Below are 14621 nucleotides of genomic sequence, written 5' to 3'. Positions count from 1 at the left end.
AGTCAGCAATCGGGCGCCCGCAGGCACCCGGTATTTTCTAGTTGTGTTTAGAAGGAGTACTTGACGTTCAAACCGATATTGTCGCGATCGCGCGTTGCGTTGTTCTGCCCGGCGCCGTAGAACTCGGTGTACTGCAGCTCGGCTTCCAGATTGCTCTGGTAGCTGGCGCGCAGCCCCAGGGTGTAGGCCTTACGCCCTTCGATAAAGTTGCCGGTCTGGTGCGAGTTACCTTCGAAGTCGTCCTTATAGACGGCAAACGGCGACAGGTTGACCCCGGCGTAGACGTCGTTCCAGGTACCGGAAAGCATCAGGGTGTAACCGTAGGCGTTTTTATTAACCTGGTCGTCGCGATCATAACCAGAAACGTAGGAGCCATTGGGACGACCGGCGTAGTAACGATTGCCATTGCGAGAGCTGTATTGCAGATCACTACCGCGCAGGTGCTCGGACGCCAGTTCAGCAACACCAAACAGCGAATCGAAGCCCAGTGCGGGACCAAAATTGTAGATAGTGCCGAGCGAGGCATTAAAGACCTCCACTCGCTCGTAGTTGCTGACGGTGTCGGTGAGTACTACATTTTGGCCACCGATATTTACTCTTTGACCAGCAGTCATAAAGGCCGCCTGGCTAAGCAAATCACCCAGCATGTCGTTGGTGGTAGCCACACCAATCGGCAGATTCGGCCTGTAGGACAATTCACCAAACACCGATGCATCGCCAACAGTGGTATTGAAACTCATACCGTACATGCGGATATCTTCGGGGTATTCACGGCTACCGATTATGTTATTGGCCAAATCAATAGCTGACAATCCGCCCACGGCAGAGTTTACCGCACCAGTCAGAGCCCCAGCGTAAGCAGCTGCAAGACCAGGATTTAGCGCCGGATTGGCAATCACAGCCTGCAAGGTAGCTAAAGGAACGCCGGCTTGAGCTGCCACTGCCTGCTGCACCTGGGGTGTCAGCGCAGGAGTAACAGCAGCACCGATAGCCAACGGGTTCAGCCCCGCGAAACTATCATCCACATCGGCAAAAATAGACGGTTCCTTGGCATGGTAATTAACAAAATAGAAACCGAACTCGGTGGAGTTTAACTCTTCGGCGATATAGCGAAATGCCAAGCCAAACTGACCATCGTTCTTGGCATTGATATCCCCACCGATAGTCGCCACTTTGAAGGTGCCGTTAGTATCGAAGTAATCGTTACCACTCAAACCACCGACATTGCCGGCCGACAGCCCCTGATAGAGAGGACGAAGCGCGGCCAATGCAGGTTGTTCGGTATATGCCGTGTTGCCGCCATCTGCAAACAGGTCGGTTTCTGAGAAATAGGTGCCCACCGGGTCAATGGCCGACTCTTTCCAGTTAAACTGATAAAAAGCCTCCACCGACAAATTGTCGCTCAAGCCAACACTGACGTTAAACGCCTCAAGCGGCACCAACACTTCCTTTAGCTCAGAGCCTGGCAGGCGGAATTTGGCGGCATCGATCGGGTTGGTAGTATTGATACCACCGCGGTAGAACAAGCCCTCGCCCCAGTTAAACACCTGCTTACCGAAACGCGCGGTAACCGGCATATCCGCCACATCCCAGCTACCATAGATATAGGCATCCAGAATCTGCGCACTACGCCCTGCTTTATGCCGGGTTTCATACGTAAAGCGATCATCATTGGGATAGCTCTGACTAGGCTGCACAGGACTATTCGCATCATAGTAATCATTGCGGCGATCCATGATCTGAGTGTCATAGAACGCAGTACCACGAATAAAGGCGCCATAATTCTTGTAATTCACCCCTAGATCGGTGGTGATTTTATAGACCTCAGAGACCAAACCCGTGTCGAAGTTGCGGTTACCGTCGTTGGTGTTGATGTCGTTATTGGTCTTGTCCTGACCCTGTACGCGCCACAGTTGGCCGTAGGACACGGTGGAGTCGATGGAGCCGCTGATTTCATTGTCGGCGAAGCTGAATTCCACGGCCTGGGCATGGGCCGCCACCAGCAGCGGAAGGATGCCAACAAAGGCAAAACCTGCCTTGGCAGGTGCGAAACGCAATACGGACTTACGGGACTTTATTGCCATCGAAACTTTACTCCGTGGACAGATCATTCTTTTGTATGCCTCATGCCGAGACACGCTACGACCATACTGATGACGGCCTTGATGTTATTGGAAGGCCCCCAATGCGCTCGCATGCACCTAGCGTCGGCATGCACAGTGGCAAGGTAAAATCCTTGGAGTTATTGCAACCACAATGCCAATTCAAACGCTCGTATAAAAATAATTGCCCCGCAGCGAGCACTCCGAAAGTTCACTTTATGACTGATCATTCATCAGACAAATGCAGCATATTGAAACAGCCATTGGCTTTTTTTGTCTGCCGGATGACCTCATCCGTCCTTGCTTCGGCGCGCGGGTCATGAAGTTAGCGCAACGACGTTAATTCAACCCAAGCTGGCCACCTCCGCTATTTATGCAGAAATACCTGCCCGCCCGCTACAGGTAACAGTAAGGTGTTACCCGGCACGACAGTTGGTAACATCAGCGCAACACTTTGTAAGACAAAATCAGAGCGGCATAATGCAAATAACCCAGCGCTAAGGCTGGGTTATTTGCATATCGATGATTAGCTACAAGCTAGTTGACGGATATAAACGGCTTCAGCTCGCCAGACTCTTGCTGACCACCTCGAAGACATCGCTGGACAGCTCGCCAGAGGCGAGAATCCGCTCCAGCTCGGCCCTCATCAAGGCCTGGCGCGCGTCGTCGTATTTACCCCAGCGGGTTAACGGCCCGAGCAAGCGCGCGGCGATCTGCGGGTTGAGGGCATTGAGGGTAATCACCTGATCGGCGAGGAAGCGGTAGCCGCTGCCGTCGAGCCGATGGAAATTGACCAGGTTCTGCCCGCTGAACGCCCCGATCAGGGCGCGCACCTTGTTCGGGTTTTTCAGGGTAAAGGCCGGGTGTTCCATCAGTTGCTGTACCCGCGCCAAGGCGCCCGGCAGGCTGCAAGCCGCCTGGACGCTGAACCACTGATCCATGACCAACGGGTTGCCCTGGAAGAAGTCGGCGAAGCTGGCTAAGGCCTTGGCTTTTTCCTCCTCGAACGGCGAATTGACCAACACCGCCAAGGCGCCAAGGCGCTCGGTCATGTTGTCGCACACTTCAAACTGTTCCAGACAAGCCGCCAGCACCTCGGGCCTGCCGCTGAGCATCAGGTAGGACAATGCAATGTTCTGCAGGCTGCGCCGGGCGAAGTGCTCGGCCTCGGCAACATAGGCCGTGCTGCGCGAAAGCTCGCGATTGGCCCGGTAACGCTGCCAGAGCGGATCGAACAGCGCCTCGGCCAGTTGCCGGCGGGTGAATTCGCGGGCGCCATGGATGGCATCGACATCGGCCACTGCACTGATTTCGCTGAGGTAGGCCTCGCCCGGCAACGAAAGCAGTTCGGCGACCATGGCCTGATCCAACCTATCGTTATCCAGCACGCTGCGCAGGGCGCCGACCAGGCGTTGATCCAGCTGCAAAGGCTCGCCGCGCTGATGCTGGCCGATCAATTCCTGCAACACCTGCACGGCCAACTGCTGACCGGCTTCCCAGCGGTTGAAACCGTCGGCGTCGTGCTGCATGAGGAACATCAACTGGTCGCGGCTATAAGGAAAGCTCAGTTTGACCGGCGCGGAGAAGCCGCGCAGCAGCGAAGGCAGCGGCTGTTCGGCGACATCGACGAAGGTCACCACCTGCTCGGCTTCGGTGATCGAGATCACCCGCGACGCCGCCCCAGCGCCGGCTTCGCCGGCCAGGCGCAGCGGCAAGGCCTGGCCCTGCGCGCCGAGCAGGCCCAGCTCCACGGGGATGACGAAGGGTAGTTTGTCCTTCTGCCCCGGCGTGGCCGGACAGCTCTGCCTGAAGCTCAGGCTGTAGGTCTTGGCGGCGGCATCGTAAGCCTCGCTGACCGCCAGCCGCGGCGTCCCGCCCTGGCTGTACCAGCGCTTGAACTGGCTCAGGTCGACGCCATTGGCCTCTTCCATGGCCTTGATGAAATCGTCGCAGGTCGCAGCAAAGCCATCGTGGCGCGCGAAATACAGGTCGCTGCCCTGGCGAAAGCCCGCCTCGCCGACCAGGGTGCGGATCATGCGCACCACTTCCGAACCCTTCTCGTAGACGGTCAGGGTGTAGAAGTTGGAAATCTCCATGAAGGCCTCCGGGCGCACCGGATGGGCCATGGGCCCGGCGTCCTCGGCGAACTGGTGGGTGCGCAGGTAGGCCACGTCCTCGATGCGTTTGACCGTGCGCGAGTTCATGTCGGCGCTGAACTCGGCGTCGCGGAACACGGTGAAGCCTTCTTTCAGCGACAACTGGAACCAGTCGCGGCAGGTCACCCGGTTGCCCGACCAGTTGTGGAAGTACTCGTGGGCCACCACCGCCTCGACCCGCTGGTGGGCGGCGTCGGTGGCAGTCTCGGCCTTGGCCAGCACGCAGCTGGAGTTGAAGATATTGAGGCCCTTGTTCTCCATGGCGCCCATGTTGAAGTCGTTGACCGCGACTATCATGAAGATGTCCAGGTCGTACTCGCGGCCGTAAACCTGCTCGTCCCACTTCATCGCCTTCTTCAGGCTGTCCATGGCGTGCTGGCACTTGTCGATATTCTCCGGCTCGACATAGATGCGCAGCGCCACCTCGCGAGCGCTCAGGGTGGTGAAGCTGTCTTCCACGCACCAGAGGTCGCCCGCCACCAGGGCGAACAGGTAGGCCGGTTTCTTGAACGGATCCTGCCAGGTCGCCCAGTGCCGGCCGCCTTCCTCCGGGCCGCTGGCAATCGGGTTGCCGTTGGACAGCAGCACCGGGTAGCGGTGCTGCTCGGCGCTCAGGGTGGTGGTGAACTTGCTCATCACGTCCGGGCGGTCGAGGTAGTAGGTGATCTTGCGGAAGCCCTCGGCCTCGCATTGGGTGCAGAACATCCCGCCGGACTTGTACAGGCCTTCCAGGGCGGTGTTGCGCTCCGGGTGGATGCGCACGCTGCTGTCGATGACGAAGCTGGCGTTCTTCGGCTGCAGGCTCAGGTGGCTGGCGCTGAGCCGGTAATCGCCAGCGCTCAGCTCCTCGCCATCAAGGGCCAGGCTGAGCAGCTCCAACTCCTGGCCGTCGAGTACCAGCAACGGCAGATCATTGCCGCAGGCCGGATTGCGCCGCATCACCAGCTGCGCATGCACCAGGGTGTGCTCTTCGAACAACTCGAAAGTCAGGTGCGTCTCGTCGATCAGGTAGTCCGGCGCCTGATAGTCCTTGAGGTAAATCATCTTCGGTTGTTCGGTGCGCATGGGAGCCTCTTCGCGGCAGCTTCAAGCGACGTGCTTCAAGCTGCAAGTGGGTTGCGGTCGTCACGGCTTCAAGCTCGCAGCTTATGCCGTACAGCTTGCCGCTATCTGATAGCTGGTGTACTTGCGGATATTGATCACCCCGGTGTCGAACATCAGGTACTGGCCCTTGATTCCGAGCAGGGTGCCTTCGGCAATCGGGTTCTTGTCCAGGTTGAAGCTGCTGATCTTGGCCGGGTAGGCCTCGATCGGGTAGCGGATGTCCAGCGGCGGCTGATCGCTCAGCGACTGGATCGCCTGCAGGCCGAAGCGCTGCTGCAACTCGGTGAGCCCCGCGCCGCAGTTGGCGAATAGCTGCTCGCGAATTGCCGCCAGGTCGACCGGCGCGGCATCGCCCTTGAGCAGGGCACGCCAGTTGGTCTTGTCCGCGACCTGCGTGCGCAGCAGGTCTTCGACCAGGCCCGACTGCTGCCGGGTCGCCACCCGCAGGATCGGCAAGGCCTGGCATGCGCCCTGATCGATCCAGCGTGTCGGAACCTGCGTGGCGCGGGTGATGCCGACCTTCACGCCCGAGGAGTTGGCCAGGTAGACCACATGATCGGTCATGCAGAATTGCTCGCCCCAGCTCGGTTCGCGGCAGGTGCCGGCGTCGTAGTGGCAGCGCTCCGGGCTCATGATGCAGATATCGCACTGCGCCAGCTTCTGCATGCAGGGGTAGCAGTAGCCCTGGCTGAAACTGGTCTTGGTCTTGCGCCCGCAGTGGCTGCAATGGATGGCGCCCAGGTATTCGAGGCGCAAGGTCTTGCCGATCAATGGATTGACCGCCACCTCTTCGGCGTCCAGGCGAAACGCATACTGCACGGGCGCATCCAGGCGCGCCGCCATCTTGCTCAGGGCGCCGCGTGCCAACTCGACCATCAGTGCAGGGCCTTGTACTGCGGGTTCGGCGCTTCTTCCACGGCCGGCTTGGACTTGGAGCCGCAAGCCTGCCCGCCCATGTAACCGGTGCGTTGTTCCTCGGGGAGGTTTTGCAACTCCCAGGCGATCAGCGCCTGCAGGCTGAGTTCTTTTTGCTCCTGGGACAACTTGCGCCCATCGGCCCATTTGCCGATTTCCACCGCCAGCTTCAGGCTCTGGTAAATCTCTGGGGTGATGTTTTCGATTGTTTCGAGAAAGGACGACGACATGGATACCTCCGAAAGACGAAGCGGCAGTTTAACAGGCTGTCAGCTGCGCCGGCGTGCCAAGGCGCCGCCCAGCAGGCCGGTGAGACAACCGGCGAGCAACCCGCCGACATGGGCGGCATTGGCAATCGCACCGAACTGCAGCAGCTCGAAGATACCGGTCATGCAGATCAGCAGCCAGGCCAACATCATCACCAGCACGCCCTGCGGCAAGCGATACTCGGCATTGGGCGCCAGGCGCTGAAACAGCCAGCAATGCCCCAGCAGCCCGTAGAGCACGCCGGACAAGCCGCCAAACAAGGCAGGCCCGGAAAAACTGTACTGGGCAAGGTTGGATGCCAGGCTGAACAGCAGCGTCAGCCCAAGCAGCATCCATGCCCCCTGGCGCGCCTCGACGCGCCGCCCCAGCACCCAGTACCAGAGCGCGTTCATCGCCAGGTGCAGCAGGCCGAAATGAATCAACATCGGCGTGACCAGGCGCCACCACTGCCGCGTTTCGAGCATTTCGGCCAGGTAACTGAAATAGATGTAATCGCCCTGAATGCGGAAATCGACGAAGCTCAACCAGCGGATCGCCGCGAAGTTGTCGCCCAGCGCGGTCAGCATGGCCACCAGCAGGGTCAGCCCGAGCATGCCGGCCGTCAGCGGACTTTCGCGCAACTGCCGGGCAAACCCCGCCGTGGCCTGCGCCGACGCAGGCGCCTGCAGCGCCGCATCGCCCTGCGGGTAGCGCAGATGCAGATCGCGCACCCGCTCGGCCAACTCGGCCGGCACCCACAGCACCTGTTCGCCAGCTTCCTCGGAAACCCGGTGCGGCACCTGCAAGCGCTGCAGCAAGACGATAAAACCACTGAGATCGGTCTGGATCGGCAGCCGCAAAACAGCAACCGGGCTCATCGCGGAGCCTCCGGCCGTTGCACTTCGACCCAGACGAACTTGTGCGGATCCAGACGCGTCTCCTGATCCAGACGATAGGCCACCAATTTGCCGTACATCACCGCGCTGTAATCCAGACACGCCAAGTTGGGACGGATCGGCGTCGGCTTGCCGCTGCGCCAATAGTGGCCGACGAACAGTAATGGTTGATCGGCGCCATAGCGCAGCAGCTCGTTCTTTTGCAACTCGGTCAGCGGCGTTTGTGCGGCCAGCTCCGGCAAGGCATCGGGCTGAAAGACGATATCGCCATAAGTCTGCGGGTCTTCCTCCCAGAATTTGGTGCGGAAATGTGCACGGGGAAAACCCTCGCCACTGGTCAAGGTCAAACCATGCGGCAGGCGCATGTCGGTGCCGCGCAGCAAACGGTCCAGCGCGGTATTGGCGAAGCTGCCACGCACGGCCGAAGCCTGGAGGAAGTGCTCGTCGATACAAGCGTCGGCGAACTGGGCACGCAGCGGTTCGATCAGGCCGGCGTCCCAGCAGGCATGCACCACGCGAAAATGCCCCGCATCGATAAACAGCGGCAGCTCATAGAACCAGGCGAGAAACTCGGACCATTCCGCGGGATAGGCCTCGAACTGCTCCAGGGTCTCCTTGATCAGCCGCGCATGTCGCGGGGTGTGCTCGCGGACATAATGTTGGGCGCTGCCGGGCGCGGCCAGGGTGCTCCAACCGAGGGCATTGAACTCGTGATTGCCCATGATGCACAGCGCCGCGCCGGCCTGAACCATGTCATAGACCAGATGCAAGGCTTCACGGATACGCGGACCGCGGTCGACCAGGTCGCCGAGAAAAATCGCCATCCGCTGCGGATGCCGCCAGACCCCAGCTTGACGCCGATAGCCGAGGGTTTCGAGCAAGCGCTCAAGGGTCAGTGCACAACCGTGAATATCGCCGATCAGGTCATAGCCACGCGTGGGATCGAGGTGCATTCAGTCCCCTCCGCCCCCGAGCCGACTGCCCCAACCCAGCTTGTTGCGGCAGACCTCGTAGTAGTTGTGATCGAGTGGATGGATCAGACAGAGCTTCTGCGGTTTCTTGCCCACGGTGATGGTATCGCCCGGCGCGCAGGTGAAGTGATTCTGGCCATCGCAGGAAACCTGCGGGTAAATCTGCAGGTCTTTGGACACGACGATCTTCAGCTCGCTGTTGCCATCCACCACGATGGGCCGGCTGGACAGCGTATGCGGATACATCGGCACGATGACCATGGCGTCCAGCTTGGGGTGCATGATCGGCCCGCCGGCAGACAAGGCATAGGCCGTGGAGCCGGTCGGCGTGGCGACGATCAGGCCGTCGGCCTTCTGGCTGCAGACGAACTGGCCATCGATGTACAACTCGAATTCGATCATCCGCGTCGACTTGCCCGGGTGCAGCACCACATCGTTGAGCGCATCGCCCTGACCGATCGCTTCGCCATGCCGGCGTACCTCGGCCTCCAACAGGAAGCGGTTCTCGGTCAGGTAGTTGCCTTCCAGCACCTGGGCCACCTTGAGCTCCAGCTCATCCGGGCGGATATCGGTAAGAAAGCCCAGGCTGCCGCGGTTGACCCCCAGCACCGGCACCTTGTGCCGCGCCAGTGCACGGGCCGCGCCGAGCATGCTGCCGTCGCCGCCGACGACAATCACCAGGTCACAGACCTCGCCGAGAATCTTCCGCGAGGAAGTTTGCAAGCCATGGCCTGGCAGTACTTCGGCGATGGTGTCTTCGAGAATCACATGCAGGTGACGGTCAATCAGAAACCGCTTCAGCCGGCGGATGGTATCCAGCACCTGGGTGCTACCCAGACGGCCGATGATGCCGATATTACGAAATTGCTCCATGGTGCTCCCGCAAGCTCTGGATCTAGAGAAGTCCGATTATGGGCGAAAGCCACAGGCAGCGGCAAACGCGCGCCCTGCCCAGCGGCCGCACGAGCGCACCGCTTAACCGCCGCCAAGCAAGGATTTGGCGCTATGCTCGGGTTATGACACCGCTCGCCTCGCTGACCGACCTGCCGCAACAATTGCGCCAACCCGTGGTGCGGGATCTGGCCTGGGTGCTGCTGTCACCGCCACTGCTCAGCGCAATGCCGTGGCCGCAACGCCACCCGCTCAGCGTCAGCTCATGGAGCCGTGCGCCCGACACCCTGGCCGACTGGCTGATCCGCCTCGACCGCGACCCCGGCAGTTTGCTGAATTGGCTGGCGCAGAGTTCGGTGCGGCGCCTGGGTCTGTATTACGAACGCCTCTGGCAATTCGCCCTGCATGCCGCCCCCGGCATCGAACTGCTGGCGGCCAACCTGCCGATCCGGCAGAACGGACGAACCCTCGGCGAACTCGACTTGTTGCTGCGCGACGAGGAAGGCGTGCACCATCTGGAGCTGGCGATCAAGCTCTATCTCGGCCCGCAACGGCAAAGCGGCGCCGAGCTCGCCCACTGGATCGGCCCGGGCTGCCATGATCGCCTGGATATCAAGCTCGACCATCTCAGTCAGCACCAGTTACCCATGTCGGCACGCGGCGAAGCACGCCCGGCGCTGGCCGAACTGGAGCTGTGCACGGCGCAGGCGGCACTCTGGCTCGGCGGTTACCTGTTCTACCCCTGGCCGCAACCTTGCGTGCCACCTCCGGGCGCCAACCCGCAACACTTGACTGGCCGCTGGCTGCACCGGCGCGACTGGCCTGGTTTCGCCGCACAGCGCACCGACGGCCGCTGGCAACCTTTACCACGCGCGGCCTGGCTGGCGCCGGCGCGAGTTGGCCGTGACGAGCTGTGGCCCAGCGAAACACTGCAAGATTGGTTGCACGCCCTGCAGCCGCAGGCCAAGGCGCAATTACTGGTGCGGCTGCAACACAGCCCGCAGGGCGACTGGCAGGAGGTGGAGCGGGTGTTTCTGGTCAGCGATGACTGGCCGTCAGCAATGCCCGACGCCGCTGAAAAATAGCCCGCGAGGGCACAGGGCCATCCGCCGAGCCAGGTTGCCGGCGGCGTCCCGCGCCGATCCTGATTAGCGGCTGCGCTCGGTACGCCCACCGGATCGCGCCAGATAACCCGAGCCGCTTTCGCACAGCAGAGCATCGCGCTGCAGCGCCGGCAACACGTCCACGCCGTCGCGCAACGCGTAGGCACTGAAACCCAGCTGTGTAAGCAAGAACACCGCGCTGGCGCTGCGTTTGCCACTGTCGCAATAACACAGATAGGTACGCGCCTTATCCAACAACCGCGCCTTCAGGCGCAGTAGCTGCAATGGCATATGCAGGGACTCCAAGGCATGGGCCTGCTCGTACTCCTCCTGCAGGCGCACGTCCAGCCACTGTGCGCCGGCCGCCAGCAGGCGTGCCGCTTCGCCCAGCGAGACTTCGTCGACCACGGGCGCCTTGAGCAAAGAGAAAAAGTCCTGACGATCGAGGCGCAACACCACGCCATTCTCCAGCAGGGTCACAGTGGCATTGCGCGGGCGGTCGGCGAGCAAGGCTTCTTCACCGAAACAGGCACCCACCTCCAGCTCGGCCAACACCTGCTGCTCGCTAGCGGCACCGCGAATCACTTCGGCACGACCGCTTTCGAGGAAGTAACAGCAATCGCCAGGCTCCCCTTCACGCAACAGGGTGGTGCCCGCCGCCAGCTCGATGCGCTGCAGACGCTCGAGCATGACGCGCACATTGCTCGGCGGCACCTTGGCGAATACCGGATTCTCCAGCAGACGCTCCAGCCACGCCACATCGGCATGGTTCTGGCCAAGTTCGAGGAGCAAATCCTGATAGGCCAGGCGCCAGGTCAATAGCCGGTTGAGCGTGGCCGTGTCGACGACCAGCAGGCTGGCATCGCTCGCGGCACGCGCTTCATGCAAACGCGGCAAACTGGGCGACAGCGGATAGCAACTGGCCTCACTGCCGGCGAGCAGACGCTGTTGCCGGCCATCGGCCGTCTGCAGCAGCAACTCTCCCGCGAGCAGGTAGTAGGTCAGCCCCGCCTGATCGCCCTGACGAAAGAGGAGCTGCCCGGCCAGCAGCGGCTGCGGTACCAGCTGATGGCGCAATTCCCGCCACTGGTGCTCGGACAGCACATTGAGCGGGGTAAAACTGCGCAACTGCTCGGGATTCAGGGGGTCACTCATGGGTATCCAGGCTCCGCCGGTCAAGACTCAGAGGTTGCGCAAAGAACCAACGCCATCGCGGGCGTGTTTTCATCGCCTGGCATGCTCCGCCGCATGCTGGCGCAACGCCGCGGCACGGCCCTGCAGGCCGCCGGTATGCACGAACACCAGGCGGCTGCCACGCGCAAAGTAACCGGCCTCGACGTGCTGACGCAACGCCATTAGCGCCTTGGCGGTATACAGCGGCTCCAACGCCAGCCCGCTGGCCGCTTCGCTGGCCCGAAGAAACGCCAGCAGCGCCGCATCGACCCTGGCAAACCCGCCGCGGCTGGCGTCGAGCAACTGATAGCCGCCCTCCGCGGCCCGCGCCTCGTCGAGAAGCGCCCGCACGTTTTGCGCCACGCCATGATCGGCAGGCACCGCCACGGCGCCGTAGACCGGATGAGCACCGGCCTCGCCCAGCACCAGGCCCGCCAGGGTGGTTCCCGTACCCGCCGCCAGCCACCAGCCGTGATAATCCGCCCAACCGAGCACGCTCAGCTGCTCCCGTACCTGGTTCACCAAGCCGCTACAACCCATGGCTCCCGGCAGCCCACCGCCGCCCTCGGGCACCGGATGCAGGGTGCGGTAACGCTCACGCCAGGGATCCCAGAAACCCGGCTGATGGCGGGCACGATAGCCGCCATAACCGAGCCAGTGCAGCTGCATGCCGAAGCGCTGCAGATCGCGCACGGTCGGCGTGTCCTGCGGCGTGCCGCGGAGCAAAGCCACCGTGGGAAAGTCGAAGCGTTTGCCCGCGGCGGCCAGCGCATGCAGGTGATTGGAATGGGCCCCGCCGAGGCTGATCAGCCCCTCGGCAGCAACCGCGCAGGCCGCTTGCAGGTAGGGCGCCAGCTTGAACCACTTGTTGCCGCTGATCAGCGGATCGATCAGATCCAGACGCAACACCGCCAACTCGATGCCGGCCGCCGCCAGCCACTGCAGATGCAAGGGTTCGAGCGGCGCCTTGGGCGCCCAGTTGGGCTCAACCAGCGGCAAGACTTAGCCGACTGTGCGCAAGCGGCTACCGGCCTTGTGCCGCTCGCAGCAGTTGGAGTCGCCGACGGTGAAGCGGCTCGGGGTATCGACACGGTCGATCGGGATGGCGCAGCGTTGTCCACTGGGCAGGGTCGCCTCGCAATTGGGTTGTTGATAGTGCGCCAGCCACTGTCGATACTGCGCTTCGGAGACGAAGCACTTGGCCGCCGCATAGGCCACAGGGTTGTCCCGATAGCTGCCGATGTCCTGCAAGGGAATGGTCAAGTGCCCGGCGCCAGGGTGATAGACCACGAAGACCACGCCAAGCGTGGCCAACCGCTCGAGAATCTGCTCGCCGCCCTGACCGACCAGTTCGTCGCGCTCACGCTTGAGCCGCTCGACTTCCTGCTGCGCCTGCGCGCCCTGCTCATTGCGGTAGGCGAGTTCGACATCGCGAATGGCGACTTGCTCCTTGTACTCGGCCACCGCCGAGGCGATTTTGGTTTGCAGCTCACTCTCGAACTGAACCCGCAGAATCTCGCTTTCGCTTCGGTCGTGGCACTCAGAATCGCGCACCTGCTCGGTCATTTCCTCGCGCAACGACTGCATACTGGCCGCCTGAGCGGCCAATTGCGCCTTGAGACTGGCGTTCAATTCCTGTTGTTGGCGCAACGCCCGATGCAGCTCGCGGGCCTGCACCTGCAGGCTCTTGCCCTGCTCTTCATTGGCCAGCTTGAGTTTGGCCACTTCCTCTTCGTGTTGCTGGCTCAGGCTGCTGATGCGCAAACGCTGCTGCTTGATCAGCTGTGCGGTCTTCAGACGATGCTCCTGATTCATCGTCTCGGCGACTTTATCGGCCACCTCGCTGGCCGCATCGGGCGCATACCACTTGTCTTCCGATGCCATGTGCAAACGCTCGGGAGCAATCGCCTGGACGCTGTCATCCTCAACCAGCAAGCCCAAGCTGTTGCGTTTGACGGCATCCCGCAGCAACAGCAAATCATTCTGCCCTGGTGCCAGGCTCGGATCCCACAGGTGCATCTGGTGCCAGGACACCGGGCACTGGCTGCGACAGGCCAGCCGAATCGGCCCGGCGCCGAGATCGGGGCCCCGCCCGGCGCGCTCGGACAGGTGTTGCAGAGGGATATTCCAGCCCGAGTCCGGAGCGCCTTTCTCGTCGAAGTCCAGATAGAAGAACACCGCCGCCCGGATCAACAGACGCGGATTGATCGCCACATAGGCAATACGCATCTGCTGGTCGGCGAATTCCGGCATATTCACCACGCCGTCGAGCAAGGCCTCGAACTCGGCAAAGAACATCTGTTTGCAGATGCCACCGCGCTCACTGAAGAACATCACGGCCTCAACCATCTGCGGCTTGTTCTGCATGCTCATCGGTTTCCCTCTAGACACGGTGAAATCCGCTCAAGCGCTACGGCTCGCTGAAGAACATCAGGTGTCTCAACGCGCCGGCCACCATTCTGACAGGCACGGCGAAACCTGCAACGCAGTCGCCAGCCATCGTTCAAGCAAGTCTAGGGTAAAAACCAACGCCAGCAATGTGACAGGGTTGGCAGCCACCCTGGCGCCGGATCCGAACGGACAAGCGGCAGGGTGAAACTGTGACGGGCTCGGTGCAACGATCAGCTTTTGGTTGCAGAGAGCAATGGCGCCAGACGCTTGGCCATTTCCTCGCCCAACGCCTGCAGTCCGCTCATGGGCCGGATCATCACCTCGAACTCGACGATCTTGCCGGCGTCGTCGAAACGAATCATGTCGATCCCCTTCAGCTCGCGCTCACCCACGCTGGCAGAGAACTCCAGCACCAAGCTCAGACCGTCGGCACTGGCCAATTCGCGATGGTAGGCGAAACTCTCGAACACCTGAGACACAGTGTTGAGAATCAGTGTCACCAACGGCGCCCCCGAATAGGGTTTGAAGGCCATCGGCGAGCGGAACACTGCCTGCGGATGCAGCAGCGCCGGCAAGGCGCTCAGGTCACCGGCCGCAATCATTGCATGCCATTTATGCAGTGCCGCGGCCACCGCCGGCTGCACGGCCAGCGCTGCAGTCATGCTCGACGCCC

Annotated in this window: 12 protein-coding genes; 1 reads left to right on the top strand and 11 read right to left on the bottom strand. The window is 61.7% G+C overall.

Annotated elements, in window-relative coordinates:
- Nucleotides 1–47 precede the first annotated feature (47 nt).
- The 7 genes from P8H27_RS14830 to P8H27_RS14800 all read right to left on the bottom strand — a co-directional run bounded on the left by P8H27_RS14830 (nucleotide 48) and on the right by P8H27_RS14800 (nucleotide 9263).
- Complete coding sequence (locus P8H27_RS14830; protein ID WP_289638329.1) at nucleotides 48–2084, bottom strand: DUF1302 domain-containing protein; 2037 nt, start codon at nucleotides 2082–2084, stop codon at nucleotides 48–50.
- Nucleotides 2085–2662: 578 nt separating this feature from the next.
- Nucleotides 2663–5323 (bottom strand): aminopeptidase N, encoded by a 2661-nt coding sequence (gene pepN / locus P8H27_RS14825; RefSeq protein ID WP_289638328.1) that lies wholly within the window; start codon nucleotides 5321–5323, stop codon nucleotides 2663–2665.
- Between the two features lie 81 nt (nucleotides 5324–5404).
- Nucleotides 5405–6238 carry a DUF2797 domain-containing protein gene (locus P8H27_RS14820; protein ID WP_289638327.1) on the bottom strand — a complete coding sequence of 278 codons (834 nt, stop codon included), beginning with the start codon at nucleotides 6236–6238 and terminating at the stop codon, nucleotides 5405–5407.
- Complete coding sequence (locus tag P8H27_RS14815; RefSeq protein ID WP_289638326.1) at nucleotides 6238–6507, bottom strand: YeaC family protein; 270 nt, start codon at nucleotides 6505–6507, stop codon at nucleotides 6238–6240. The genes P8H27_RS14820 and P8H27_RS14815 overlap by 1 nt, the downstream gene beginning before the upstream one ends.
- Before the next feature lie 39 nt (nucleotides 6508–6546).
- Nucleotides 6547–7401 carry a rhomboid family intramembrane serine protease gene (locus tag P8H27_RS14810; protein ID WP_289638325.1) on the bottom strand — a complete coding sequence of 285 codons (855 nt, stop codon included), beginning with the start codon at nucleotides 7399–7401 and terminating at the stop codon, nucleotides 6547–6549.
- On the bottom strand, nucleotides 7398–8372 hold the full coding sequence (locus P8H27_RS14805) for a metallophosphoesterase (RefSeq protein ID WP_289638324.1): 975 nt from the start codon (nucleotides 8370–8372) through the stop codon (nucleotides 7398–7400). Before P8H27_RS14805 ends, P8H27_RS14810 begins: the two co-directional genes overlap by 4 nt.
- Nucleotides 8373–9263 carry an NAD(+) kinase gene (locus tag P8H27_RS14800; protein WP_289638323.1) on the bottom strand — a complete coding sequence of 297 codons (891 nt, stop codon included), beginning with the start codon at nucleotides 9261–9263 and terminating at the stop codon, nucleotides 8373–8375.
- 143 nt (nucleotides 9264–9406) lie between these two features.
- Between P8H27_RS14800 and P8H27_RS14795 the strand changes: the two genes are divergently transcribed.
- Complete coding sequence (locus tag P8H27_RS14795; protein WP_289638322.1) at nucleotides 9407–10366, top strand: DUF1853 family protein; 960 nt, start codon at nucleotides 9407–9409, stop codon at nucleotides 10364–10366.
- Between the two features lie 63 nt (nucleotides 10367–10429).
- Here P8H27_RS14795 and P8H27_RS14790 read toward each other — a convergent pair whose 3' ends face one another.
- The 4 genes from P8H27_RS14790 to P8H27_RS14775 form a co-directional block, all read right to left on the bottom strand.
- A complete protein-coding gene (locus tag P8H27_RS14790) occupies nucleotides 10430–11539 on the bottom strand; it encodes a cyclic nucleotide-binding domain-containing protein (RefSeq protein ID WP_289638321.1) in 1110 nt (369 codons plus the stop codon).
- Nucleotides 11540–11608: 69 nt separating this feature from the next.
- Nucleotides 11609–12556: a 1-aminocyclopropane-1-carboxylate deaminase/D-cysteine desulfhydrase gene (locus tag P8H27_RS14785; protein ID WP_374761359.1), complete on the bottom strand. Its 948-nt coding sequence runs from the start codon at nucleotides 12554–12556 to the stop codon at nucleotides 11609–11611.
- A gap of 3 nt (nucleotides 12557–12559) precedes the next feature.
- Nucleotides 12560–13930, bottom strand: coding sequence for a chromosome partitioning protein ParA (locus P8H27_RS14780; RefSeq protein ID WP_289638403.1), 1371 nt, complete (start codon nucleotides 13928–13930; stop codon nucleotides 12560–12562).
- 248 nt (nucleotides 13931–14178) lie between these two features.
- Complete coding sequence (locus tag P8H27_RS14775) at nucleotides 14179–14610, bottom strand: nuclear transport factor 2 family protein (RefSeq protein ID WP_289638320.1); 432 nt, start codon at nucleotides 14608–14610, stop codon at nucleotides 14179–14181.
- Between the last annotated feature and the right edge of the window lie 11 nt (nucleotides 14611–14621).

The sequence above is a fragment of the Pseudomonas sp. sp1636 genome (genome assembly GCF_030376615.1).
Classification (GTDB): domain Bacteria; phylum Pseudomonadota; class Gammaproteobacteria; order Pseudomonadales; family Pseudomonadaceae; genus Aquipseudomonas.
Note: the sequence above shows the minus strand (reverse complement) of the source record. Positions and strands in the feature narration are given on the sequence as shown.